The sequence below is a fragment of the Phyllobacterium sp. 01N428 genome (genome assembly GCF_056399405.1).
In genome coordinates, this window is sequence record NZ_JBFTRH010000001.1 from 479,556 (window position 1) to 502,356 (window position 22,801).

At 60.3% G+C, this 22,801-nt stretch carries 21 protein-coding genes; 17 read left to right on the plus strand and 4 right to left on the minus strand.

All coding sequences use genetic code 11. The features are described from left to right. Nucleotides 1-4 precede the first annotated feature (4 nt). Nucleotides 5-1,618, minus strand: a complete 1,614-nt coding sequence (locus tag AC1DNI_RS02315) for a GMC family oxidoreductase (RefSeq protein ID WP_477690670.1) — start codon at nt 1,616-1,618, stop codon at nt 5-7. Nucleotides 1,619-1,748: 130 nt separating this feature from the next. Then, nucleotides 1,749-2,192, minus strand: a complete 444-nt coding sequence (locus AC1DNI_RS02320; protein ID WP_477690671.1) for a CoxG family protein — start codon at nt 2,190-2,192, stop codon at nt 1,749-1,751. A 195-nt stretch (nt 2,193-2,387) separates the two neighbouring features. On the opposite strand from AC1DNI_RS02320, the gene pgi reads away from it, so the two are divergent. From pgi to AC1DNI_RS02345, 5 genes are all read left to right on the plus strand, one after another. Continuing rightward, nucleotides 2,388-4,040: a glucose-6-phosphate isomerase gene (pgi, locus tag AC1DNI_RS02325; protein ID WP_477690672.1), complete on the plus strand. Its 1,653-nt coding sequence runs from the start codon at nt 2,388-2,390 to the stop codon at nt 4,038-4,040. Between the two features lie 45 nt (nt 4,041-4,085). Continuing rightward, a complete protein-coding gene (locus tag AC1DNI_RS02330; protein ID WP_477690673.1) occupies nt 4,086-5,144 on the plus strand; it encodes a M14 family metallopeptidase in 1,059 nt (352 codons plus the stop codon). Further along, nucleotides 5,144-5,884, plus strand: a complete 741-nt coding sequence (locus tag AC1DNI_RS02335) for an HAD family hydrolase (RefSeq protein WP_477690674.1) — start codon at nt 5,144-5,146, stop codon at nt 5,882-5,884. The genes AC1DNI_RS02330 and AC1DNI_RS02335 overlap by 1 nt, the downstream gene beginning before the upstream one ends. Before the next feature lie 115 nt (nt 5,885-5,999). Then, nucleotides 6,000-6,989 carry a threonine/serine dehydratase gene (locus AC1DNI_RS02340; RefSeq protein WP_027230668.1) on the plus strand — a complete coding sequence of 330 codons (990 nt, stop codon included), beginning with the start codon at nt 6,000-6,002 and terminating at the stop codon, nt 6,987-6,989. A gap of 91 nt (nt 6,990-7,080) precedes the next feature. Continuing rightward, nucleotides 7,081-9,063, plus strand: coding sequence for a PhoX family protein (locus AC1DNI_RS02345; RefSeq protein WP_477690675.1), 1,983 nt, complete (start codon nt 7,081-7,083; stop codon nt 9,061-9,063). Nucleotides 9,064-9,115: 52 nt separating this feature from the next. Here AC1DNI_RS02345 and AC1DNI_RS02350 read toward each other — a convergent pair whose 3' ends face one another. Next, nucleotides 9,116-9,685, minus strand: a complete 570-nt coding sequence (locus AC1DNI_RS02350) for a DUF2239 family protein (protein WP_477690676.1) — start codon at nt 9,683-9,685, stop codon at nt 9,116-9,118. Nucleotides 9,686-9,826: 141 nt separating this feature from the next. Here AC1DNI_RS02350 and lepA point away from each other — a divergent pair, with 141 nt between their 5' ends. Continuing rightward, nucleotides 9,827-11,635 (plus strand): translation elongation factor 4, encoded by a 1,809-nt coding sequence (gene lepA, locus AC1DNI_RS02355; RefSeq protein WP_477690677.1) that lies wholly within the window; start codon nt 9,827-9,829, stop codon nt 11,633-11,635. A gap of 5 nt (nt 11,636-11,640) precedes the next feature. Next, nucleotides 11,641-11,859, plus strand: coding sequence for a hypothetical protein (locus tag AC1DNI_RS02360; RefSeq protein ID WP_477690678.1), 219 nt, complete (start codon nt 11,641-11,643; stop codon nt 11,857-11,859). An 82-nt stretch (nt 11,860-11,941) separates the two neighbouring features. On the opposite strand, the gene AC1DNI_RS02365 is transcribed toward AC1DNI_RS02360, so the two are convergent. Continuing rightward, nucleotides 11,942-12,424, minus strand: a complete 483-nt coding sequence (locus AC1DNI_RS02365) for a hypothetical protein (RefSeq protein ID WP_477690679.1) — start codon at nt 12,422-12,424, stop codon at nt 11,942-11,944. Nucleotides 12,425-12,648: 224 nt separating this feature from the next. Between AC1DNI_RS02365 and AC1DNI_RS02370 the strand changes: the two genes are divergently transcribed. From AC1DNI_RS02370 to AC1DNI_RS02415, 10 genes are all read left to right on the plus strand, one after another. Further along, nucleotides 12,649-12,981 carry an Rdx family protein gene (locus AC1DNI_RS02370; RefSeq protein WP_477690680.1) on the plus strand — a complete coding sequence of 111 codons (333 nt, stop codon included), beginning with the start codon at nt 12,649-12,651 and terminating at the stop codon, nt 12,979-12,981. Next, nucleotides 12,974-13,930: a sugar-binding transcriptional regulator gene (locus AC1DNI_RS02375; RefSeq protein WP_153666682.1), complete on the plus strand. Its 957-nt coding sequence runs from the start codon at nt 12,974-12,976 to the stop codon at nt 13,928-13,930. Before AC1DNI_RS02370 ends, AC1DNI_RS02375 begins: the two co-directional genes overlap by 8 nt. Nucleotides 13,931-14,051: 121 nt before the next feature. Beyond that, on the plus strand, nt 14,052-15,371 hold the full coding sequence (locus AC1DNI_RS02380; RefSeq protein ID WP_477690681.1) for an ABC transporter substrate-binding protein: 1,320 nt from the start codon (nt 14,052-14,054) through the stop codon (nt 15,369-15,371). Between the two features lie 98 nt (nt 15,372-15,469). Next, nucleotides 15,470-16,342, plus strand: a complete 873-nt coding sequence (locus AC1DNI_RS02385) for a carbohydrate ABC transporter permease (protein WP_477690682.1) — start codon at nt 15,470-15,472, stop codon at nt 16,340-16,342. Between the two features lie 4 nt (nt 16,343-16,346). Then, complete coding sequence (locus AC1DNI_RS02390) at nt 16,347-17,177, plus strand: carbohydrate ABC transporter permease (protein WP_477690683.1); 831 nt, start codon at nt 16,347-16,349, stop codon at nt 17,175-17,177. Nucleotides 17,178-17,195: 18 nt separating this feature from the next. After that, nucleotides 17,196-18,197: an ABC transporter ATP-binding protein gene (locus AC1DNI_RS02395; protein WP_477690684.1), complete on the plus strand. Its 1,002-nt coding sequence runs from the start codon at nt 17,196-17,198 to the stop codon at nt 18,195-18,197. 15 nt (nt 18,198-18,212) lie between these two features. Beyond that, entirely contained in the window at nt 18,213-18,989 is a 777-nt protein-coding gene (locus tag AC1DNI_RS02400) for an L-iditol 2-dehydrogenase (RefSeq protein WP_091920346.1), read from the plus strand. Between the two features lie 55 nt (nt 18,990-19,044). Beyond that, nucleotides 19,045-20,523, plus strand: coding sequence for a mannitol dehydrogenase family protein (locus AC1DNI_RS02405; protein WP_477690685.1), 1,479 nt, complete (start codon nt 19,045-19,047; stop codon nt 20,521-20,523). Nucleotide 20,524: 1 nt separating this feature from the next. Next, complete coding sequence (locus tag AC1DNI_RS02410) at nt 20,525-21,211, plus strand: HAD family hydrolase (RefSeq protein WP_477690686.1); 687 nt, start codon at nt 20,525-20,527, stop codon at nt 21,209-21,211. After that, entirely contained in the window at nt 21,208-22,791 is a 1,584-nt protein-coding gene (locus tag AC1DNI_RS02415) for an FGGY-family carbohydrate kinase (protein WP_477690687.1), read from the plus strand. Before AC1DNI_RS02410 ends, AC1DNI_RS02415 begins: the two co-directional genes overlap by 4 nt. The last annotated feature ends 10 nt before the right edge of the window (nt 22,792-22,801 follow it).

A 22,801-nucleotide genomic window follows, 5' to 3' on the forward strand; every position in this document is an offset into this window, starting at 1 on the left:
CGATTTACTGCAAATCCTCGAGCACCAGCGCCGCGCCCTTGGCGCCAACCATCATCGCGGCGGCGTTGGTGTTGCCGCTGATGATGTTCGGAAAGATCGAGCAGTCGATGACCCTGAGGCCATCCACGCCATGCACTTTCAGCCGCGGATCGACGACCGACCGGGCCGGATCCGGTCCCATGCGGCAGGTCGAAACCGGATGGTAGACCGTGCCGCTGCGCTTGCGAAAATCGGCGATCAACTCCTCGTCGCTTCGGCAGCCGGGTCCCGGCAATAATTCCTCGACGATCAGCTTCGACATGGTAGGCGTCGCCGCTACCTTGCGCAGGAATTTAACCGCGTCGAGCATTTCGGCAACGTCATGCTCGGTCGAGAAGGCATTCGCCACGATCTGCGGCGCTTGCAGCGGATCGGCCGAACGGATGTGAATCGAGCCGGTGCTGGTCGGGCGGCAGTTCGACAGGCCAATGGAAAATCCCGGCCAGGGGTCTGGCGTCAGTATAGGACGCTCGCCATTTTTCGGCACAATTGTCGAGAACGCCTGAAAATAGAGCTGCATATTCGCACGCGTCCGTGACGGATCGGTGCGGAAGAACCCGCCCCCCTGGTTCATGCTGATCGAAAGCGGTCCCGTGCGCAGCAGGAGATACTCGATACCGGCAATCGCCTTGCCCCACCATGGCCGCAGCACCTGATTGAGCGACGGAACGTTGGCGCGATAGGTATAATTTATGCCGAGATGGTCCTGCAGGTTTTCGCCGACATTCGGGTTTGCGTAAACGACGTCGATGCCAAGTTGCGAAAGCCGCGCCGGATCGCCGATGCCGGAAATTTCGAGCAGCTGCGGCGTGTTCACCGACCCGCCGGCAAGAATGACCTCGCGGCCCGCCTTAACCGTTTCGCTGCGGCCATTCCTCGTAAATGCCACGCCCACGGCCCGCTTGCCCTCGAAGAGGATGCGGGTCACCAAGGCGCCGGTCAGTACCGTCACATTGGGCCGTTTCATCGCCGGACGCAAAAAGGCCCGCGCCGCCGACATGCGCCGGCCACCCTTCGTCGTCAGCTGAAAGGCGCCGACGCCCTCCTGGCTCGCGCCGTTGAAATCGGGATTGTAGGCGAGGCCTGCCTCCTGCGCCGCGATAATCAGCTTGTTGGCAAGCGGGTGAAACAATTTGGAGCAATCGCTGACATGCAGCGGCCCGCCACGGCCGAGAGTATCCGACGGGCCGTCATGGTCCTCCAATGCCTTGAAGATCGGCCAGACATCGGCAGCGCCCCAACCCCGATTGCCGCGGTCGCGCCACTCGTCGAAATCCTCGCGGGCGCCCCGGACATAAACCATGGCATTGATCGAACTCGATCCGCCGAGCACCTTGCCGCGTGGCCAGTAGTCGGCATTGCCTGCAAGGCCGGGGTCCGGTTCGGCGCGGTACATCCAGTTGACGGATTTGTCATAGAAGGTCTTGCCGTAGCCGAGCGGCATGGCGATGAAGAATCGCCGATCGGAGCCGCCCGCCTCGAGCACGAGCACGGAGTAGCGCCCATTCTCCGAGAGGCGATTGGCAACGACTGAGCCGGCAGAACCGGAACCGACGATGATGAAGTCAAAGGAGCGCATAGTTGCCTTGCCCGAATGCGAATATGTCCGGGAAAGATACCCGCCTTCGATCCCCTAAACCCAAACGGCTTTCCGTCACGGCCTATGGAAAATGCGACAGGAAGAAGGATCCGCGCATTTCTTGCCTGCTCTACCCGCCGCTCACCGCCGCATTGAAGTTCTCGAAGAACTGTGTCGCGAGCTTTTTCGAGGTCGATGCGATCAGGCGGCTGCCGAGTTGGGCGATCTTGCCGCCGACATCGGCATTGACGACGTAGGCGAGCACGGTCTCCGCGCCCTCGTCGATAAGCGTTACGTCGGCTCCGCCCTTGGCAAAACCCGCAATCCCGCCGGTGCCTTCACCGGAGATCGTATAGGATTGGGGCGGATTGAGATTGGAAAGCTCGACCTTGCCTTTGAAGCGTGCCTTGACCGGTCCCATCTTGACGCCGACAACTGCTGCAAGCTCGGTATCTGAGATCCTCTCCAGACTTTCACAGCCCGGGATGCACGCTTTCAAAATCTCCGGATCGTTCAGCGCTTTCCATACGGCATCGCGCGGTGCGACGATCCGTTCCTCTCCAGTCAAATCCATGATTGGCTCCTCCCGAAGCGGAGGCTAGATGGTTTTGCGATGAAAATGAAGCGGCGCGTGCCGCAGTTTTCCCGCAATTGGCAAGGCATGTTCGCCGCAGCGAAGAAAGCATGAGATTCTCCCTTCGATGAATTGAATTCAAACCGTTTGAGTGGCAGTTTGCCCACGCCCGAAGCATTGTTGCAGGAGACGAAAATGGCGTCAGAACAAGCGAACGAAGTAAAACGTTCGGTCAAGGCTCTCAAGGATCACTGGAAAAACGGCGCCCCGCGCAATATGCGCAGCGCCTTCGCCAAGGATCCGAAGCGCTTTTCCCGCTATTCCCTCGAACTCGATGATCTCCTGCTCGATTGGTCGAAGTGTCTTGTCAACGACGATACGATGGCTCTGCTTGCTGACGTCGCCAGGGCGGCGAAGGTCGAAGAGCGTCGCGACGCGATGTTTGCCGGCAAACCAATAAACAATACCGAGGGCCGCGCGGTGCTGCATGTCGCCCTGCGCAACCGGTCCGGCAAGCCGATCAAGGTCGACGGTGAAGACGTCATGCCCGGCGTCAAGGATGTACTTGACCGTATGGGCGCGTTTGCCGATGGCTTGCGTTCGGGTGCGATCAAGGGTTCGAAGGGCAAGCCGATCACCGATATCGTCAATATCGGCATAGGCGGGTCGGATCTCGGCCCCGCCATGGCGACACTTGCGCTATCGCCCTATCATGACGGCCCTCGCGCTCATTTCGTCTCCAACGTCGATGGCGCCCATATTGCCGATACGCTCGCTAAACTCGATCCCGCAACGACACTGATCATCGTTGCGTCGAAAACCTTCACGACCATCGAAACCATGACCAATGCCAAGGCGGCACGCAAATGGATCGCCGATGCGCTTGGCGAAGAGGCTGTCGGACAGCATTTTGCGGCCGTATCGACAGCGCTCGACAAGGTCGACGCTTTCGGCATTCCGGCCGATCGCATCTTCGGTTTCTGGGATTGGGTCGGCGGCCGCTATTCGATCTGGTCGGCAATCGGCCTGCCGCTGATGATCGCGATAGGACCGGAGAATTTCGGCCGTTTTCTCGATGGCGCCCACGCCATGGACGAGCATTTCCGCAAGACGCCGTTGAAGAAAAACCTGCCGATCATGCTCGGCCTTGTCGGCTACTGGCATCGCGCCATATCCGGGTATACGAGCCGCGCGGTCATTCCCTACGATCAACGCCTCGCCCGGCTCCCGGCCTATTTGCAGCAGCTCGACATGGAATCGAACGGCAAGGGTGTGACGATCGACGGCAAGCCGGTCGCCGGTCCGACCGGCCCTGTCGTGTGGGGCGAGCCCGGCACGAATGGACAGCATGCGTTCTTCCAGCTTCTGCATCAGGGAACCGATACGATTCCGGTGGAATTTATCGTTGCGGCCAAGGGGCACGAGCCCAATCTCGACAACCAGCATGAGATGTTGATGGCGAACTGCCTTGCCCAGTCGGAAGCGCTGATGAAGGGACGCACGTTGGAGGAGGCGGCAGCGCAGCTTGCCGCCAAAAACCTGTCGAAATCCGAAGTCAAGCGGCTTGCGCCGCACCGCGTTTTTACCGGCAACCGGCCTTCGATCACCATCATTCACGACAAGCTCGATCCCTATACGCTTGGCCGGCTGATCGCGCTCTACGAGCACCGCGTTTTTGTCGAGGCGCAGATTTTCGGGATCAACGCCTTCGATCAATGGGGCGTTGAGCTCGGCAAGGAACTGGCGACAGAGTTGCTGCCCGTGGTTTCCGGTGCGGAAACGGCAAAGGACAAGGACGCTTCGACGCAAGGTCTTGTCGCCCACCTGCGCAAGAGGCGTGGCAAATAGGCCTAAGGTTCCAACAATCATACCAAGCATACTCGGGAGAGAACGATGAAGACCGAAACGATCACGCTGGCCGGTGATGTGCCGGGCAACAGCATTGAACTGCGCGTCTTGCGCTTTGAGGGCAAGGACGACAAGGCCGTCACTGCCTATCTGCAATCATCATTGCACGGCTCCGAGCTTCCCGGTCAGGCTGCCTTGCATTTTCTCATTCCGATGCTGGAGAAGGCCGAGCGCGATGGTCGCCTAGCCGGCAACATCACGGTCGTCCCCCAAGCCAATCCGATCGCCTCGGCACAATGGCTGGCGCACGAGCATCTTGGCCGCTTCGACTATTTCTCGAGCGTGAATTTCAACCGCTCCTTTCCCTTGCTTGAAGGCTTCGACACGTCGGGTCTTCCGGGCGTGGATGCGCCAAAATCTCTGGCTGAAAGGCTGAAAGCCCAGCTTCTGCGCCTCGCGCTGCCGCATGAAATCGTCCTCGATCTCCATTGCGATGACGAAAGCGAAAGCTATGTCTATATCCATCAGGCATTTCTGCCTGAAATGTACGATCTGGCCTCGGCGCTCGGATCGACCGTCATCCTTTCCTGGAGCAGCACCGCAGATGCCGCATTCGAGGAGGCCTGCGCCCATCCGGTGATCCAGCTGTCAAAAGAGGAACGCAATGTGAATCGCCGGGCGGTCACGACCGTCGAGTTTCGCGGAATTGCCGATGTTGGCGTTGAGACGGGCAGGTCGGATGCCCTTGGTCTCTACCGTTTCCTCGTGCACCGCGGCGTCATCACCGATGCGGCAGTAAAACTCGATGTCGATTTCAAAGGGCCGGTGACCCCGCTCGAAAATGTCGAAATGATCCGCGCCCCGCAGGGCGGCATGATCCTCTTCCACGTCGAGATCGGCGCAGAGGTTAAGGAGGGCGACAAGCTCGTGACGGTTGTCACCATTCCGGGCGATGCAGGCGGCGACATTGTCCTCACCGCGCCGCAGGCCGGGCGGATTCTGACGCGGCGCAGCCACCGCTATACCCGGCGTGGCGACGACCTGCTGAAGCTCCTCGGCTCGAAGCGCTCGGAGACGGCGCGTCCGGGCTCCCTGGAGGCATGATGGCAACCACCCGCTCGGCGCAGATTCGTGGAATTCTGTTCGACAAGGACGGAACGCTTGTCGATTTCAACCGCACCTGGTTCGGCATCACCATGGAGATTGCCCGCGAGGCGGCTGCAGGCGATGAAGCAAAGGCGCGGGCGCTCGTCGAGGCGGGCGGGTACGATTGGGAGATGGAAAAGTTCCGCGGCGGCTCTGTTGTCGCTGCCGGAACGATTCACGATATCGTCGACCTTTGGCATCCCGAACTGACGCTTGAGGAAAAGCGCGAACGCATTCGCGCCTACGACGATTATGCGGTGAGCGAAGGCTCCCGCCGCGCTGTCGGCATTGACGGCTTGCGCGAAACCCTGGAAGCGCTGGTGGCGCAAGGCTACGTGCTCGGCATCGCCACCAATGATTCCGAGGCCGGCGCACGCGCAACAGCCGAGGCACTCGGGCTGACTGCCCTGTTTACCCTTATAATCGGTTACGATTCTGTCGCCCGCGCCAAACCCCATGCCGACCAGCTGCATCTCTTCGCCGAGCGTACCGGTATCGCTCCCGCCGCCATCGCCATGGTTGGCGACAATGCGCATGATCTCGAGATGGCGCATGCCGCGGGCGCGGGCCTCGCAATCGGCGTTCTCTCGGGCAACAGCACGCTCGATGATCTCGGTCCGTTGAGCGACGCCATTCTCGGTTCCATCGCCGAACTGCCGGCGTTTCTTGCGCGTCGGGCCGAAGCCGATCGGGCTTGAGAAGCCCCGGCGCGCCAGCGCCGATCCTGCTACAATGATGACAATGATTTGGGTGCTGTGAGCCGATCGCAGTGCTATGAATTCGCCATTGCCATTATTCGCCAGCGAGGGCCGCATGGACAGTCAGGATTTTGCCGTTGGTATAGAAGATGTAAAGGCCGCGGCCGGGCGGCTTCAGGGACAGTTGGCATCGACGCGGCTTGTCGAATCGGAAGCGCTCAATGCCAAATACAAGGCGCGCATCCTGTTCAAGCCGGAATGCCTTCAACGAACCGGTTCGTTCAAGTTTCGTGGCGCCTATAACCGCATAAGCCAGTTTAACGAAGCCGAGCGCGAACGGGGCATCATCGCCTATTCCTCCGGCAATCACGCGCAGGGCGTTGCGAGCTCCGCAAAGCTCTTTGGCATCAACGCAGTAATCATCATGCCGAGCGATGCGCCACAGACCAAGATCGCCAATACGCGCTCATATGGCGCTGAAGTCGTCCTCTACGACCGCTACAACCAGAACCGCGACGATGTAGCGACACCCTTCATCGAGGACCGTGGCATGATTCTCGTGCCACCCTACGACGACCCCTCGATCATGGCCGGGCAGGGCACGATCGGTCTCGAACTCGTGGCGGAAGCGAAGGAACGCGGATTTGAAATCGATGACCTCTTCGTGCCGACCGGGGGCGGTGGCCTGATCAGCGGCATCTCGGTCGCGGTTAAGGCCGGTTCGCCGAGGACGCGAATCTGGGGTGCGGAACCGGAGCATTTCGATGATTTGCGCCGCTCGCTTATTGCCGGAGAGCGCGTCACCAACGAGGCCGGCCACCGTTCGATCTGCGACGCCATCCTGACGCCGCAGCCGGGCGAACTCACCTTCCCGATCAACAAGCACAATCTCGCCGGCGCCATCGCAGTGTCGGACAGCGCGGTGCGCGGAGCCATGCGCGACGCCGCCAATCACCTGAAACTGATCGTCGAACCGGGCGGCTGTGCGGCCTTCGCGGCGCTCGCCAGCGGCGAGGTCGATATCGAAGGCAGAACCGTCGTCGTCGTCCTTTCGGGCGGAAATGTCGATCTCGACATCTATGGCGGGATGATCGCAGCGGCTTGAGGCAAAAGACCGGTGCGGTTGTTACTTGGTCGTCACAAGAGGGCGGTAGGCTCGGGTTTCGTCCCCCCAGCCAGATAGCCAGAGGTGAGCCATGAACGACCAATCCCAACCGTTTCGCACCAGCCTGCTCGAAGAAAACGACGGGCCGGGTCATAACCAGACCGACAACCCTACGATGGGCGAGATCATCGCTTCGCGTTTTTCGCGCCGCGGTTTCCTGAAAGGCTCGCTCGCGGTTTCGGCCATCGCGGCGACCGTCAGCCCGATGGCCCTCATGCTTGCTGACGATGCCCGCGCCGAGGAAAAATCGGCTTTTGTCTTTGAGGAAGTCGAGGCCGGCATCGATCAGAAGCACCATGTGGCTTCCGGTTACGATGCGGATGTGCTGCTGCGCTGGGGCGACGCCCTCTTCCCCGATTCACCGGAGTTCGACCCGAAGAACCAGAGCCCCGAAGCCCAAGCGAAGCAGTTCGGCTACAACAATGACTATGTCGGGTTTATCCCGATCGACGGCTCTTCCGAGCACGGCCTGCTTGTGGTCAACCACGAATATACGAACGAGCATCTGATGTTCCCCGGCATCGTCAAGGTCGTCGAGGGCAAGATCGAAGTCGCGCCGGCCGACCGGAAACGCGTCGATATCGAAATGGCGGCCCACGGCGGCACCATTGTCGAAATCAAGAAAGTCGAAGGCAAGTGGCAGGTGGTGAAGGATGGCAAGCTGAACCGCCGCATCACGGCCAATACCGAAATGCAGCTTACCGGTCCCGTTGCCGGCCATGACCGCGTCAAGACCAACGCCGATCCCTCCGGTACCAAGGTCTTCGGCACGATGAACAACTGCGCCGGCGGCGTCACGCCCTGGGGCACCTATGTGATGTCGGAGGAGAATTTCAACGGCTACTTCAGCGGTGAACTGCCGAAGGACAGCAAGGAAGCTGAAAACTACAAGCGGCTCGGCATTCCCGAAACCGCCTATGAGTGGGGCAAGTTCCACGATCGCTTCGATCTTGCCAAGGAGCCGAACGAGGCCAACCGCTTCGGCTGGGTCGTCGAGGTGGATGTCAACGACCCAACGTCGGTACCGAAGAAGCGCACGACGATGGGCCGTTTCAAGCATGAGGGCGCTGAATCGATCGTCGCGAAGGGCGGTCAGGTCGTCTTTTATCTCGGCGATGATTCCCGCTTCGACTATGTCTACAAATTCGTCACGTCCGGCAAATTCAATCCGGACGATCGTGCCGCCAATATGGACCTTCTCAACGATGGCACGCTCTATGTCGCGAAATTCGATGCGGAAGGCGGCGTAGAATGGCTTCCCATCGTCCATGGCTCGGGTCCGCTCAACGCGGAGAACGGTTTTGCCTCGCAGGCCGACGTGCTCATCGAGACACGCCGCGCCGGCGATCTGCTTGGGGCGACCAAGATGGATCGACCCGAAGATATCCAGCCGAACAGCGTCAACGGCAAGGTCTATGTGATGCTGACCAACAACACCAAGCGCAAGGACGACCAGATCGACGCCGCCAATCCACGCGCCAAGAACGCCTTCGGCCACATCATCGAAATCACCGAGGACGGCGGCGATTTTGCCGCCACCAAGGGCAAGTGGGAAATCCTGTTGAAATGCGGCGATCCATCGGTTGCGGGTGTCGGCGCGTCCTTCTCTACCGACACGACCAAGAATGGCTGGTTCGGCATGCCTGATAATTGCGCTGTCGATGCCGACGGCCGGCTCTGGGTCGCGACGGACGGCAACTCGCCGAAGGAAACCGGCCGCACCGACGGTATCTGGGCGGTTGATATCGCTGGCCCGGCCCGCACCACATCGAAACTCTTTTTCCGTGTGCCAGTCGGCGCGGAAATGTGCGGCCCGCTGATGCTGCCGGACATGGCAACGATGATGGTGGCGGTGCAGCATCCTGGCGATGGCGGCGAGGACTGGGAAGGCTTCGGCCGCCCCTCCTACTATGAGGACCTGTCGACGCGCTGGCCGGATTTCAAAGATGATATGCCGGTTCGCCCTTCCGTCGTTGCCATCACCAAAAAGGGCGGGGGCAAGATCGGCGTTTGACCGTTAGTGGCGCTCGGCGCCGACGCCCACTGGCGCCGGCGCCCCTTTGCCACTACACGGCGGCATCGGGCCAGTCGAACGCTGGTTCGGCCAGCCGTCGCGCATGGTTGCGAATGTCTTCAGCCCAGACCTCGGTGAGCTCGCTAAACCGCGCAAAATCAGCTGCATACAGCGCGCGCGCAGCCTCCTCATAGTGTGGAAGATCCCCGGCCATCGCCATCATGAACCGGTCGGCGGCTTCCTGCGCCTGCCGCTTGCGCTCGCGCGCCGAGGTTGAGTTGCGCGCGGCATCGACGAGCTTGCGCAGCGTAACCGATGCGCCCCCGGGCTGGCGTGCGAGCCATTCCCATTGCCGGGGCAGGAGTGTCACTTCTCGGGCAGTAACGCCGAGCTTCGGCCGGCCGGGTCCACGCTGCGCGGTGGGATCGAGCCGCGCGACGGTCTCCGCCTCAGTCCCCGAGAGGTCGAAGTCTACCTGCCGGCCCGTGGAGTCCTCGAAGATCAGGACTGCGGCGCCGTCGCTGCCTGCGCCCTTTGCCTTCAGCGCGACTTCGGCCGCTGCCCCGCTGGCGATTTTCTCCACGCCCTTGAAGGCTGTGTATGTTTCTTGCGCAATTTCCATGACTGTTTCCTTGTTCGACGGCTTCTTTTACCCGGGTAAAATAGCGTCGTCAATATACCCGGGTAAAATTATCTGCGCTGAACCATGCCGCCTTGCCGCCGCGCCCTTCCAAATCGGCGGGAAATGCTCTATGTGGCGCTCATGACCACACCACTTGATCACATTCGCAATTTCTCCATCGTCGCCCATATCGACCATGGCAAATCCACTCTTGCCGACCGCCTGATCCAATCGACCGGCGGGCTCGATCTGCGCGACATGAAGGAGCAGGTGCTCGACTCGATGGATATCGAGCGCGAGCGCGGCATTACTATCAAGGCGCAGACCGTACGCCTCAATTACAAGGCAAAGAACGGCGAGGACTACGTCCTCAACCTCATCGATACGCCCGGCCACGTCGATTTCGCCTATGAGGTGTCGCGGTCACTTTCGGCCTGCGAGGGCTCGCTGCTCGTCGTCGATGCCAGCCAGGGCGTCGAGGCGCAGACGCTCGCCAATGTCTACCAGGCCATCGACAACAATCACGAAATCGTCGTGGTGTTGAACAAGGTCGATCTGCCGGCCGCCGAGCCCGAGCGCATCCGCGAGCAGGTCGAGGAAGTCATCGGCATCGATGCAAGCCAGGCGGTGCTGATCTCGGCCAAGACCGGCCTTGGCATTCCGGATGTGCTTGAAGCCATCGTCAACCAGCTGCCGCCGCCACGCGAGGGCGACCGCAACAAGCCGCTGAAGGCGATGCTGGTCGATAGTTGGTATGACGCCTATCTCGGCGTCATCGTTCTCGTGCGCATCATCGACGGCGTGCTGAAGAAGGGCCAGACCATCCGCATGATGGGAACGGACGCCAGATATCCCGTGGAGCGGACCGGCGTGTTCACGCCGAAGATGCTGGCTGTCGATGAGCTCGGCCCCGGCGAATTCGGCTTCATCACCGCTTCGATCAAGGAAGTCGCCGATACGCGCGTCGGCGATACGATCACCGAGGACAAGCGCCCGACCGCCGAGATCCTGCCCGGCTTCAAGCCGGCGCAGCCGGTCGTCTTCTGCGGCCTCTTCCCGGTCGATGCGGCGGATTTCGAGGATTTGCGCGCCGCCATGGGCAAGCTGCGCCTCAACGACGCTTCGTTCTCCTTCGAAATGGAAAGCTCGGCAGCGCTCGGTTTCGGCTTCCGCTGCGGTTTCCTCGGGCTGCTCCACCTCGAAATCATCCAGGAGCGGCTGGAGCGCGAGTTCAATCTCGATCTCATCGCCACGGCGCCGAGCGTCGTCTACAAGCTCAACATGACCGACGGCACGCAGCGTGAACTGCACAATCCCGCCGATATGCCGGAAGTGATGAAGATCGCCTCGATCGAGGAGCCGTGGATCCGCGCAACGATCCTGACGCCGGATGATTATCTCGGGGCGATCCTCAAGGTGTGCCAGGACCGGCGCGGCATCCAGATCGATCTGAACTATGTCGGCAAGCGCGCCATGGTCACCTATGACCTGCCGCTCAACGAAGTGGTGTTCGACTTCTACGATCGCCTGAAATCGATCTCCAAGGGCTATGCCTCGTTCGATTATCACCTGTCTGACTATCGCGAGGGCAATCTCGTCAAAATGTCGGTGCTCGTCAACGCCGAGCCGGTCGATGCGCTGTCGATGATGGTGCACCGTTCAGCGGCAGAAAAGCGCGGCCGCGACCTTTGCGAGAAGCTGAAGGATCTCATCCCAAAGCACATGTTCAAGATCCCGATTCAGGCGGCTATCGGCGGCACGGTCATCGCGCGCGAGACCATCTCGGCGCTGCGTAAGGACGTGACAGCCAAGTGCTATGGCGGCGACGTGACGCGCAAGCGCAAGCTTCTGGAAAAGCAGAAGGAAGGCAAGAAGCGCATGCGCCAGTTCGGCAAGGTGGAGATTCCGCAGGAAGCGTTCATCCAGGCGCTGAAGATGAGCGACAACTGAGCAAGGTGAGCGACAGCGCCAGCGGCAATTTCGGAACGGCGCTACGGCAAGCCCGCCATGTCGCAGCGGTTGGGCTCATCTTCGCCGCGCTTTCCGCCTGTACGACGGTAAATAACGTTGCCCCACCGCCCGCGCCGGTCATCCAAGGCGACCGCCCCGAACCTCCGACACCCGGCATCAAGCCGCTGACGGTGGAACAGGAAGAGCAGGTGAGCGGCAGTTGAGGTTCTACACCAAGCCGGCCGAAGTGCGGGCTTGGGAGGATGTCCGCGACTTCGGTCAGGCTCGGCGTAAACGCGGCTCGGTTCAGCCGCGCTTTGTGAATTCCATCAGCCAGTTGGTTTCCCAGGTCTCGCCGCCATCCGCGGAAAAGGCCTGAGCCCACAGCGGCTTTTCGGGGGATGGGGTCCAAAGGAAGCGGACGCGAACCGGCACGCCGTCATCCGTGTCGTCACCGTAAAAGATACCCTTGCCGCCATCGAAATGGCCGATGACCGGCGGAAACAGGCAATTACTGCGGCTGTCGGCCCAATGCAGCGACCAGGAACCATCGCGCGGGTTGAAGAGGCGCAGCGTCAGGCCGGCAAAGCCCTTCTCCGGAATATCCATCTCGTCGATATTGGCGGTGTCCTGCAAGAGCTTGCGGACGCGCGATGTCGCCGGGAACTCATCCCACTCATCCGAGCCGACAAAACGATGCTTGAGCCGCTGATTGCGGATGCTCCAGTCGCCGATGAGGAAATCGAAATCAGCGGCACTGCCGATTGTCTCGGGCCTCGCGTCCATCATCGTTCCCTCCCGCTCGTGGTATCTTTGAACTGAAATATAGCGCAGGCCTCCTGACAACCTCCTGTCAGGAGGTGGCGGGAAGAACAGTTGGGAATTGCGGGCGGGGATTACGTGTGGGTGGACGCGCTGGCGAGGGGAGGCACCGATAAGCGAACCCGCCCCATCGGGTGCCCCTTTTCATGCTGCTGCTTCCAATAGGAAAGGAAAGTGATATCTAAAGAAGCATGACGTCAAAACCACGCATCACCATTCAATATTGTACTCAGTGCAACTGGCTCCTGCGTTCCGCCTGGATGGCACAGGAACTCCTGTCGACCTTCGGCGCCGATCTTGGTGAGGTGGCGCTTGTTCCAGGAACCGGTGGCATTTTCGAGATCCAGGTCGATGGCAAATGCATCTGGGAGCGCAAGCGCGATGGCGGCTTTCCCGAGGCAAAAGTCCTGAAGCAGCGCGTGCGCGACATTGTCTGGCCCGAGCGTGATCTCGGTCACTCAGATGGGCATCACCAGGCCCCCGAGCAAAGCGAGGAGCTTAAGGGCGGGGCAGCCAATGAGTAAGCCGGAGGTTACCACAACGCGGCTCGACGATGCGGCCCGTGCCGGCTGGCTCTATTATGTGGCCGGCAATACGCAGGATGAGATCGCAGCCAAGCTCGGCATTTCGCGCCAGTCGGCGCAGCGCATGGTCTCGCTCGCCGTCTCGGAAGGTCTCGTAAAGGTAAGGCTTGACCATCCGATCGCGCGCTGCCTCGACCTCGCCGCGCAACTGCGCGAGCGTTTCGGCCTGAAGATGACGGAGGTTGTGCCGACCGATCCGGGCTCGACCTCGACGACACTCGGTGTCGCCGATGCGGCCGCAGCCGAAATGACGCGCTGGCTGAAATCAGAAACCCCGATCGTGCTCGGCATCGGCACCGGGCGCACGCTCAAGGCGGCGATCGAGCAGCTGTCGCCGATCGAATGCCCGCAACACAAGGTGGTCTCACTGACCGGTAATATTTCGCCGGATGGCTCGGCCGCCTATTACAACGTCATTTTCAATATTGCCGACAAGATCAAGGCGCGGTCCTTCCCAATGCCGCTCCCGGTCATTGCCTCTTCCCCGGAGGAGCGCGAACTTCTGCATGCGCAGGCGATGATCCGTCCCGTGCTGGAACTTGCCGCCATGGCCAACGTCGCGTTTCTTGGCATCGGTGATCTTGGCGACGAGGCGCCGCTTTTTGTCGACGGCTTCATTTCGCGCGAGGAACTCGACGCCCTGCGCCGCGCTGGAGGCGTCTGCGAGATCATCGGCCGCGCTTTCGACCGTAATGGATCGCCCATTGCAGGGCTGACGAACGAGCGCGTGGCCAGCGCGCCGATACCTTCTTGCGAGACCGCCATGGTAATCGCCACGGCTATGGGCGCGCGCAAGATGCAAGGGATTTCCGCGGCCATAAAAGGCAGGCTTATCAACGGCTTGATTACCGATGAGCAAACGGCGGAAATGCTTCTCGGCGAAAAGTAAATATCACTCTGCTTGGTCTTATGTTGCAACGCAGCGACGAATTGCGCTTGACTTGTTTTGCCGTTGTGTGAGTATTTGCTCAACAAGCTAGCAAATGCTCATAACATTCGGGAGGAATGAGATGTTAACGAGAACGCTTCTGCTCGGCGCTGCATCGGTGCTCGCCATGGCGAGTTTCGCGCACGCGGAAACCACGCTGACCATCGCCACCGTCAACAATGCCGACATGGTGCGCATGCAGAAATTGACCGATGACTTTTTGACGAAAAATCCGGATATCAAGCTCGAATGGGTAACACTCGAGGAGAACGTCCTTCGTCAGCGTGTTACCACCGACATCGCCACCAAGGGCGGCCAGTATGACATCATGACCATCGGCACCTATGAAACGCCGATCTGGGCCAAGCAGGGCTGGCTCCTGCCGCTCGAGGGTCTTGGCGATGCCTACGACAAGTCCGACCTTTTGCCTGCCATCAGCGATGCTGTCTCGGTCGACGGCAAACTCTATGCCTCGCCGTTCTATGGCGAGAGCGCCATGGTCATGTACCGAAAGGATCTCGCCGAAAAGGCGGGCGTCACGATTCCTGAAAAGCCGACCTGGGACCAGATCGCCGAAGCCGCCAAGAAGATGACGGACAAGTCCACCGAGACTTACGGCATCTGCCTGCGCGGCAAGGCCGGCTGGGGCGAGAACATGGCGCTTTTGACCGCCATGGCCAATTCCTTCGGTGCGCGCTGGTTTGACGAAAAGTGGCAGCCGCAGTTCGATCAGCCGGAATGGAAGAAGGCGCTTACCTTCTACGTCGACCTGATGAAGGAAGCCGGACCTCCCGGAGCATCGTCGAACGGCTTTAACGAAAACCTTGCACTGTTCCAGACCGGCAAGTGCGGTATCTGGATCGACGCCACGGTTGCTGCGTCCTTCGTGACCAATCCGAAGGACTCGAAGGTTGCCGACAAGGTAGGTTATGCGCTGTTCCCCACCGGTGATGCGGGGCCGGACAATCACGGCAACTGGCTCTGGGCCTGGAATCTCGGCATTCCTGCCGGCACCCAGAAAGCGGAAGCCGCGCAGAAGTTCGTCTCCTGGGCGACCGACAAGGCCTATACGGAGCTCGTCGCCAGCAAGGAAGGCTGGGCCAACGTTCCCCCGGGCACGCGCAAGTCGCTCTATGCCAACCCGGAATATGAAAAGGCGGCGCCCTTTGCCAAGATCACACTCGACGCGATGAATGCGGCAAATACCAGCAAGCCGACCGTCAAGCCTGTGCCCTATACGGGCGGCCAGTTCGTAGCCATCCCTGAATTCCAGGGCATCGGTACGGCCGTGGGCCAGCAGTTCTCGGCAGCGCTTGCCGGCTCCGTCAAGGTCGATCAGGCACTGACGAGCGCCCAGCAGCTCACCACCCGCGAAATGACCAAGGGCGGCTATATCAAATAGGGATCCTCCTGGCCTCGGACGGTTCGCTGACGCAAATGTCGGCGGGCCGCCCGAGCCTCCTTTGCTTATCGTAACGGCAAACGCATCGGAACCTGACCATGGCCACGCACCAGACGCGCGCAACTGCCCGTATCATGATGTCACCGGCTGTCATCCTTCTGTTTCTCTGGATGATCGTGCCGCTCGTCATGACGCTGTATTTCTCGTTCCTGCGCTACAATCTTCTCATGCCGGGAACTGAGGAATTCGTCGGTTTCCTCAATTACAAATACTTTCTGACCGACCCCTCATTCTTCACGGCGCTCGGAAATACGCTCACCCTTGTCGGTGGCACGCTCCTCATCACGGTTATCGGCGGGATCCTTCTCGCATTGGTGCTCGATCAGCCGTTTTTCGGCCAGGGCATCGTGCGGCTTCTCGTCATCGCGCCGTTCTTCGTCATGCCGACCGTCTCGGCGCTCGTGTGGAAGAACATGCTGATGCATCCGGTGAACGGGCTCTTTGCCTGGATCGCTCGATCGTTCGGCTTTCAGCCGATCGACTGGTTCGCTGAAGTCCCGCTATTTTCGATCATTCTCATCGTCGCCTGGCAGTGGCTGCCGTTTGCGACGCTTATCCTTCTGACCGCACTGCAATCACTGGATGGCGAGCAGATCGAAGCGGCTGAAATGGATGGCGCCGGCGCCTTGTCGCGCTTCTTCTATCTGGTACTGCCGCACATGTCGCGTGCGATCACCGTGGTGATCCTCATCCAGACGATCTTCCTTTTGAGCGTCTTTGCCGAAATCCTCGTCACGACCAATGGCGGACCGGGCATCCAGACGATGAACATCACCTACCTGATCTACGCGCAGGCACTGCTGCAGTTCGACGTCGGCGGCGCCTCGGCAGGCGGTATCGTCGCGGTGATCCTCGCCAATATCGTCGCCTTCTTCCTCATTCGCCTCATCGGCAAGAACCTCGAGAGGTAAGATCATGGCCAGAGCAATCTCGACACGCCGCAAACTGACCTTCTCCTTTCTTGGCTGGGCGATCGGACTTCTGATCTTCTTCCCGATCCTGTGGACGTTCCTGACAAGCTTCAAGACCGAGGGCACCGCCATTGCAACGCCCCCGCAGTTCCTGTTCTTCGACTGGACGCTCGAGAACTATCACGAGGTGCAGGCGCGCTCCAATTATATGAAGCATGTGACCAATTCGATCGTGATATCGGTGGGTTCGACCCTGATCGGCCTCGCGCTCGCCATACCGGCCGCCTGGGCCATGGCGTTTTCGCCAACAAAGCGTACCAAGGACGTCCTGATGTGGATGCTGTCCACGAAGATGATGCCGCCGGTCGGCGTTCTGGTGCCGCTCTACCTGATCTTCCGCGATTGGGGCCTGCTCGATACGCGGCTTGGTCTTGTTGCGGTCCTGACCATGATCAACCTGCCGATCATCGTGTGGATGCTCTACACTTATTTCAAGGAAATCCCCGGCGAGATCCTTGAGGCGGCGCGGATGGACGGCGCATCGCTTATGAAGGAAATCGTCTATGTGCTGACACCCATGGCGGTGCCCGGCATTGCCTCGACCATGCTGCTCAATATCATTCTCGCATGGAACGAGGCGTTCTGGACCCTCAATCTCTCCGCCGCGAATGCTGCGCCGCTTACAGCATTCATTGCGTCCTACTCCAGTCCCGAAGGCTTGTTCTGGGCCAAGCTGTCGGCTGCATCCACAATGGCGATCGCCCCCATTCTGATCATGGGCTGGTTCTCGCAAAAGCAATTGGTACGCGGCCTGACATTCGGCGCGGTGAAATAAGATTTCAGGGAGGACATGATGGGAAGCATCACACTGCAGAAAGTATCGAAGTCGTTTGGAACGACATCGGTCATTCCGGAAATCGACCTGGATATCAATGATGGCGAGTTTGTCGTCTTCGTCGGGCCGTCAGGCTGCGGAAAGTCCACGTTGCTGCGCATGATCGCCGGCCTCGAAGACTTGAGCGGCGGGCGGATCATCATCGACGGCAAGGACATGTCCAACGAAGCTCCGGCCAAGCGCGGGCTATCCATGGTGTTCCAGTCCTATGCGCTTTACCCGCATATGAGCGTTTACGGCAACATCGCCTTTCCACTCAAGATGGATGGGCAGGACAAGGCCGCTATCGACAAGAAGGTGCGCGACGCGGCGAACATTCTTAACCTCACCAACTATCTCGATCGCCGGCCAGGCCAACTCTCGGGCGGTCAGCGCCAGCGCGTCGCCATCGGCCGCGCGATCGTGCGCCAGCCCAAGGCGTTCCTTTTTGACGAACCTCTGTCGAACCTCGACGCTGCATTGCGCGGTAACATGCGCCTCGAAATCAGCGACCTGCATCATCAGCTGAAGACGACGATGATCTATGTGACGCATGACCAGATCGAGGCGATGACCATGGCCGACAAGATCGTGGTGCTCAATGCCGGCCGGATCGAGCAGGTGGGGTCGCCGCTCGAACTCTACCGGAATCCGCGCAATCTGTTCGTCGCCGGTTTCATCGGCTCGCCGCGCATGAACTTCATCGAAGGCGCCCATGCCGCCACGCTTAATGCCGCGACGGTGGGCATACGTCCCGAACATATGCGTATCTCGACGAGCGAAGGCACATGGCCGGGTACTGTCGGCGTCACCGAGCATCTCGGCTCCGACACCTTGATTCATGTTCAGTCCGACGGGATCGGCAAGATTACGGTGCGGACCGACGGCGATTTTCCGGTCGAGCACGGGCAGAAAGTCTTCATCACGCCTGAGGAGCGTCGCGTCCATCGCTTCGATGCGAACGGACAGGCCATCCAGTAACCAAGAGCATATCCAATGAACAGACTGCAAGGAAAGACAGCATTCATCACCGGGTCGGCCCGCGGCATCGGGCGATCATTCGCCGAGGCCTATCTGCGCGAGGGCGCGGCTCATGTGGTGATTGCCGATATCGATCTCGACCGGGCCCGGCAGACGGCAAGCGAGCTTGGTGAACGTGCCCATGCCGTTCGCCTCGACGTAACCGACCAGGCTTCGATCGATGCCGCCGTCAAGGAAGCCGTCGACAAGTTTGGCGGGATCGACGTGCTTATCAACAACGCCGCGCTTTTCGACCTGGCCCCGATCGTCGACATAACGCGCCAAAGCTATGACAAGCTGTTTGCCGTCAATTTTGCCGGCACGCTGTTTACCTTGCAGGCTGTCGCCAGGGCGATGATCGCACGCGGCAAGGGCGGCAAGATCATCAACATGGCGAGCCAGGCGGGCCGACGCGGCGAGCCGCTCGTTGCGATCTACTGTGCGACAAAGGCTGCGGTGATCAGCCTGACGCAGTCTGCCGGGCTCAACCTTATCGAGCATGGCATCAATGTGAACGCCATTGCGCCCGGCGTTGTCGACGGCGAGCATTGGGACGGTGTCGATGCTCTGTTCGCAAAATATGAAAACCGCCCGCGCGGCGAAAAAAAGAAGCTCGTTGGTGAAGCGGTGCCCTATGGGCGCATGGGCACTGCCGACGATCTGACAGGAATGGCGATATTTCTTGCCAGCAGCGAGAGCGATTACATCGTTGCCCAGACCTACAATGTCGATGGCGGTAACTGGATGAGCTGATTTTCCCGGCGCTGATTTGCCGGCTCAAATGACACAAGAAGAGGGGTTAAGCCCGATGACTGTTAAACTCTCGCAAGCAGCGCTCAAGCAGATGCCGCAGAATGTCGGCGTTCCACGCTATGACCAGGCCAATCTGAAGGCAGGTATCGTTCATTTCGGCATCGGCAATTTCCATCGCGCACACCAGGCGGTCTATCTCGACGAGTTGTTCAATGGCGGTTCGGATCACGAATGGGCCATCGTCGGCGCGGGCGTTCTTCCTTCAGACGAAACCATGCGCCAGAAGCTTTCCGACCAGGATTGGCTGACGACCGTTGTCGAGCAGGATAGCGGCCACCGCATCGCCCATATCACGGCATCGATGATCGACTATCTTGAACCGGCTGACACGGAAGCTACGATTTCGCGCCTTGCGGACCCGATAATCCGCATCGTGTCGATGACGATCACCGAAGGCGGCTATTTCATCGATCCGGCCTCGGGCGTGTTCAATCCCAAACATCCCGCGATCGTGGCGGATGCGGCGAATATCAAGAGCCCCAAGACTGTCTTCGGCCTTATTCTTGCCGGGTTGATGCGTCGCCGCGACGAGGGCACCGAGCCATTCACAGTCATGTCCTGTGACAATATTCCGGGCAACGGTCATGTGACCAGCGATGCGGTGAGCGGACTTGCAGCTCTGATCGATCCGGGCCTTGCGAAGTGGGTCAAGGACAATGTGGCTTTCCCGAACAGCATGGTCGACCGCATCACGCCGGCAACGACCGACCGCGAGCGCCAGATGCTGGCGACGGATTTCGGCGTGGAGGATAATTGGCCGGTATTCTGTGAGCCGTTCAAGCAATGGGTGCTCGAAGATCACTTCCCCACCGGCCGCCCGGCACTCGAAAAGGTCGGGGTTACCTTCGTCAAGGATGTCGCGCCGTATGAGCTCATGAAAATCCGCATCCTCAATGGCGGTCACGCGGCAATCGCCTATCCGGCCGCGTTGATGGACATTCATTTCGTTCACGAAGCCATGGAGGAGCCACTGATCCGTGATTTCCTCACCAAGCTCGAGCGCGATGAGATCATTCCCGTCCTGCCGCCGGTACCCGGCATGCCGTTCGACGAGTATTTCGACCTGATCGTCCGGCGCTTCTCCAATCCCAAGATCGGCGACACGATCCAACGCCTTTGCCAGGATGGTTCCAACCGGCAACCGAAATTCATCCTGCCGACCACCGCCGACCGGTTGAGGGCCGGCAAAAGCATCACCGGGCTTGCGCTGGTTTCAGCGCTCTGGTGCCGCTTTTGCGCGGGTACCACTGACACGGGAAAGCCGACGAATTATCTCGATGCCAGCGCCGAGCGGCTGAAGGTAGAGGCGCTCAAGGCAAAGGACGACCCCAAGGCGTTCCTCGCAATGAGCGACATTTTCGGCGAGGTCGGGACCGCTCCGATTTTCGTTGAAACCTTTACCCGCCACCTGCGCACACTCTGGGACAAGGGCACGCGCGAGACGCTGACGCTCTATCTCCAGGGCAAGCTCTGAGATGGGCAAGCCCGCACTCGTCATCTTCGATTGCGATGGAGTGCTCGTCGACAGCGAGCCCATTTCCATCGCGGTCCTGCTCGATATGATAGCCAAGAGTGGGACGGCATTGTCCGAGGACGATGCTTATGATCGCTTCCTCGGGCGCAGCATGACGACGATTAGCAAGATCCTGCACGAGGATTACGGCTTTGCCGCAAGCGATGCCGATCTCGATGAGATGCGGGCAAATCTCTTCGCGCGATTCAAACGTGACCTCAAGCCGATCCCCGGGATAGCCGATACGTTGCGGGTGCTCGACATACCGCGTTGCGTCGCGTCGTCGAGCCAGCCCGATCGGATCCGCCTGTCGCTGCAACTGACCGGGCTGATCGATCTGCTTGACCCCCATATTTTCAGCGCTACCATGGTGAAGAATGGCAAGCCTGCGCCCGACCTCTTTCTCCTCGCCGCACGCACCATGAACGCTGATCCGGAAGATTGCGTGGTGGTGGAAGACAGTCCCGCCGGCATCGAGGCGGCAAAAAGCGCCGGAATGCGGGTCTTCGCCTTCACCGGCGGCACACACTCACGCGGGGGCCGGCTGGAGGCGGCACTTGCGTCTCTCGGCCCAGACCGTATATTCAACGACATGTTGCAATTGCCCGGCTTGCTCGCCTCGCAGGAAGCCACACCGAAAGTTCGTTGATGCCGAAATTCGTCTGTGCGGTCGATGTTGGTACCGGAAGCGCCCGCGCGGGTATTCTTGACGTAAAGGGCAATCTGCTCGGGCGTGTCGAACATCCGATCCTGATGAACCGGCCTGTTGGCGACCATGCCGAGCACGATTCGGAAGACATCTGGAAGTCCGTTTGCATCGCCGTCCAGGGCGCCATCGTGCAATCGGGTGTCAGTCGCTCGGATGTCGCCGGCATAAGCTTCGACGCAACCTGCTCGCTTGTGGTCCGCAACGCGGACGGCGCTCCGCTCACGGTATCGACATCGGGCGAAAACCGCTGGGATACGATCGTCTGGCTCGATCACAGGGCGCTCGCGGAGGCTGATGAATGCACCGCAAGCCGTCACAAGGTGCTGGAGCATCTGGGCGGCGTCATGTCGCCGGAGATGGAGACGCCGAAGCTGATGTGGCTTAAGCGGCACCTTCCGGAAACATGGAAGAAAGCTGGCTACTTTTTCGACCTTGCCGACTATCTGACCTGGAAGGCAACAGGCTCGCTCGCCCGTTCCCAATGTACGCTGACCTGCAAGTGGGCCTATCTGGCACATGAGGAGCCGGGCTGGCAGCCGGACTTTTTCGAGGCCATGGGTATTGCCGACATGCTCGAGCGCGGCAGCCTGCCGAAGCGCGCGAGTCCCGTCGGGACCGATGTCGGCGGCTTGACGCAACATGCCGCCGATGCGCTCGGACTGACGACGCAATGTCACGTTGGGGCGGGGTTGATCGATGCTTACGCGGGCGCGCTTGGTGTTCTTGCCGGGTTCGCCGGCGACCTGTCGCAGATCGACCGCCACCTGGCGCTGATTGCCGGGACCTCGAGTTGCCTTATGGCGCTGTCGCCGGAGCCGATCTCCTTCAGCGGCGGATGGGGCCCCTATTACGGCGTCGCCTTGCCGGATTGCTGGCTGAGCGAGGGCGGCCAATCCGTCGCGGGCGCGCTGCTCGACCACATGATCCGCTGGCATGGCGCCGTCGGCGAGCCGAATGCCGCGCTTCACAAGAAAATAACGGACCGTGTCATGGAACTGCGCGCCGGCGAAGGCCTGGATCTTGCGGGACGCTTGCACGTGCTCCCGGACTTCCATGGAAATCGTTCGCCGCTTGCCGATCCGCATGCGGTGGGCGTCATCAGCGGCCTGACGCTCGACACCTCCTTCGACAGTCTTTGCCGGCTGTACTGGCGCACCTGCGTCGCAATCGCCCTTGGAGTGCGCCATATCCTCGATGCGCTGAACGACAAGGGCTATGCGATCGACACGATGCATGTCACCGGCGGCCACATCAAGAACCCGCTGCTCATGGAGCTATACGCAGATGCCACCGGTTGCACGGTCGTGACATCGGCTGCCGAGGATGCGGTGCTGCTTGGCACTGCGATGGTCGCCGCCACGGCGGCTGGCCTTTACCCGGATCTGCCGTCGGCGTGCCTCGCCATGAAGCAAGGCGGCCGCGAACGGCAACCAAATCCAGATGCCCGCCGGCGTTTCGACCGTGACTATCGCATCTTCCTTGAAATGCACGCGCAGCGGCGCGTACTTGATTCGCTTTAGGCAGGCAGCG

Bases quoted from the DNA above. Each gene is read 5' to 3' on its own strand.
- AC1DNI_RS02380 (WP_477690681.1), top strand. From the start codon at position 14,052: ATGTTAACGAGAACGCTTCTGCTCGGCGCTGCATCGGTGCTCGCCATG.
- AC1DNI_RS02315 (WP_477690670.1), bottom strand. From the start codon at position 1,618: ATGCGCTCCTTTGACTTCATCATCGTCGGTTCCGGTTCTGCCGGCTCA.
- AC1DNI_RS02395 (WP_477690684.1), top strand. From the start codon at position 17,196: ATGGGAAGCATCACACTGCAGAAAGTATCGAAGTCGTTTGGAACGACA.
- AC1DNI_RS02385 (WP_477690682.1), top strand. From the start codon at position 15,470: ATGGCCACGCACCAGACGCGCGCAACTGCCCGTATCATGATGTCACCG.
- AC1DNI_RS02400 (WP_091920346.1), top strand. From the start codon at position 18,213: ATGAACAGACTGCAAGGAAAGACAGCATTCATCACCGGGTCGGCCCGC.
- AC1DNI_RS02335 (WP_477690674.1), top strand. From the start codon at position 5,144: ATGGCAACCACCCGCTCGGCGCAGATTCGTGGAATTCTGTTCGACAAG.
- AC1DNI_RS02390 (WP_477690683.1), top strand. From the start codon at position 16,347: ATGGCCAGAGCAATCTCGACACGCCGCAAACTGACCTTCTCCTTTCTT.
- pgi (WP_477690672.1), top strand. From the start codon at position 2,388: ATGGCGTCAGAACAAGCGAACGAAGTAAAACGTTCGGTCAAGGCTCTC.
- lepA (WP_477690677.1), top strand. From the start codon at position 9,827: ATGACCACACCACTTGATCACATTCGCAATTTCTCCATCGTCGCCCAT.
- AC1DNI_RS02365 (WP_477690679.1), bottom strand. From the start codon at position 12,424: ATGATGGACGCGAGGCCCGAGACAATCGGCAGTGCCGCTGATTTCGAT.
- AC1DNI_RS02340 (WP_027230668.1), top strand. From the start codon at position 6,000: ATGGACAGTCAGGATTTTGCCGTTGGTATAGAAGATGTAAAGGCCGCG.
- AC1DNI_RS02405 (WP_477690685.1), top strand. From the start codon at position 19,045: ATGACTGTTAAACTCTCGCAAGCAGCGCTCAAGCAGATGCCGCAGAAT.
- AC1DNI_RS02320 (WP_477690671.1), bottom strand. From the start codon at position 2,192: ATGGATTTGACTGGAGAGGAACGGATCGTCGCACCGCGCGATGCCGTA.
- AC1DNI_RS02375 (WP_153666682.1), top strand. From the start codon at position 12,974: ATGAGTAAGCCGGAGGTTACCACAACGCGGCTCGACGATGCGGCCCGT.
- AC1DNI_RS02350 (WP_477690676.1), bottom strand. From the start codon at position 9,685: ATGGAAATTGCGCAAGAAACATACACAGCCTTCAAGGGCGTGGAGAAA.
- AC1DNI_RS02330 (WP_477690673.1), top strand. From the start codon at position 4,086: ATGAAGACCGAAACGATCACGCTGGCCGGTGATGTGCCGGGCAACAGC.
- AC1DNI_RS02370 (WP_477690680.1), top strand. From the start codon at position 12,649: ATGACGTCAAAACCACGCATCACCATTCAATATTGTACTCAGTGCAAC.
- AC1DNI_RS02345 (WP_477690675.1), top strand. From the start codon at position 7,081: ATGAACGACCAATCCCAACCGTTTCGCACCAGCCTGCTCGAAGAAAAC.
- AC1DNI_RS02410 (WP_477690686.1), top strand. From the start codon at position 20,525: ATGGGCAAGCCCGCACTCGTCATCTTCGATTGCGATGGAGTGCTCGTC.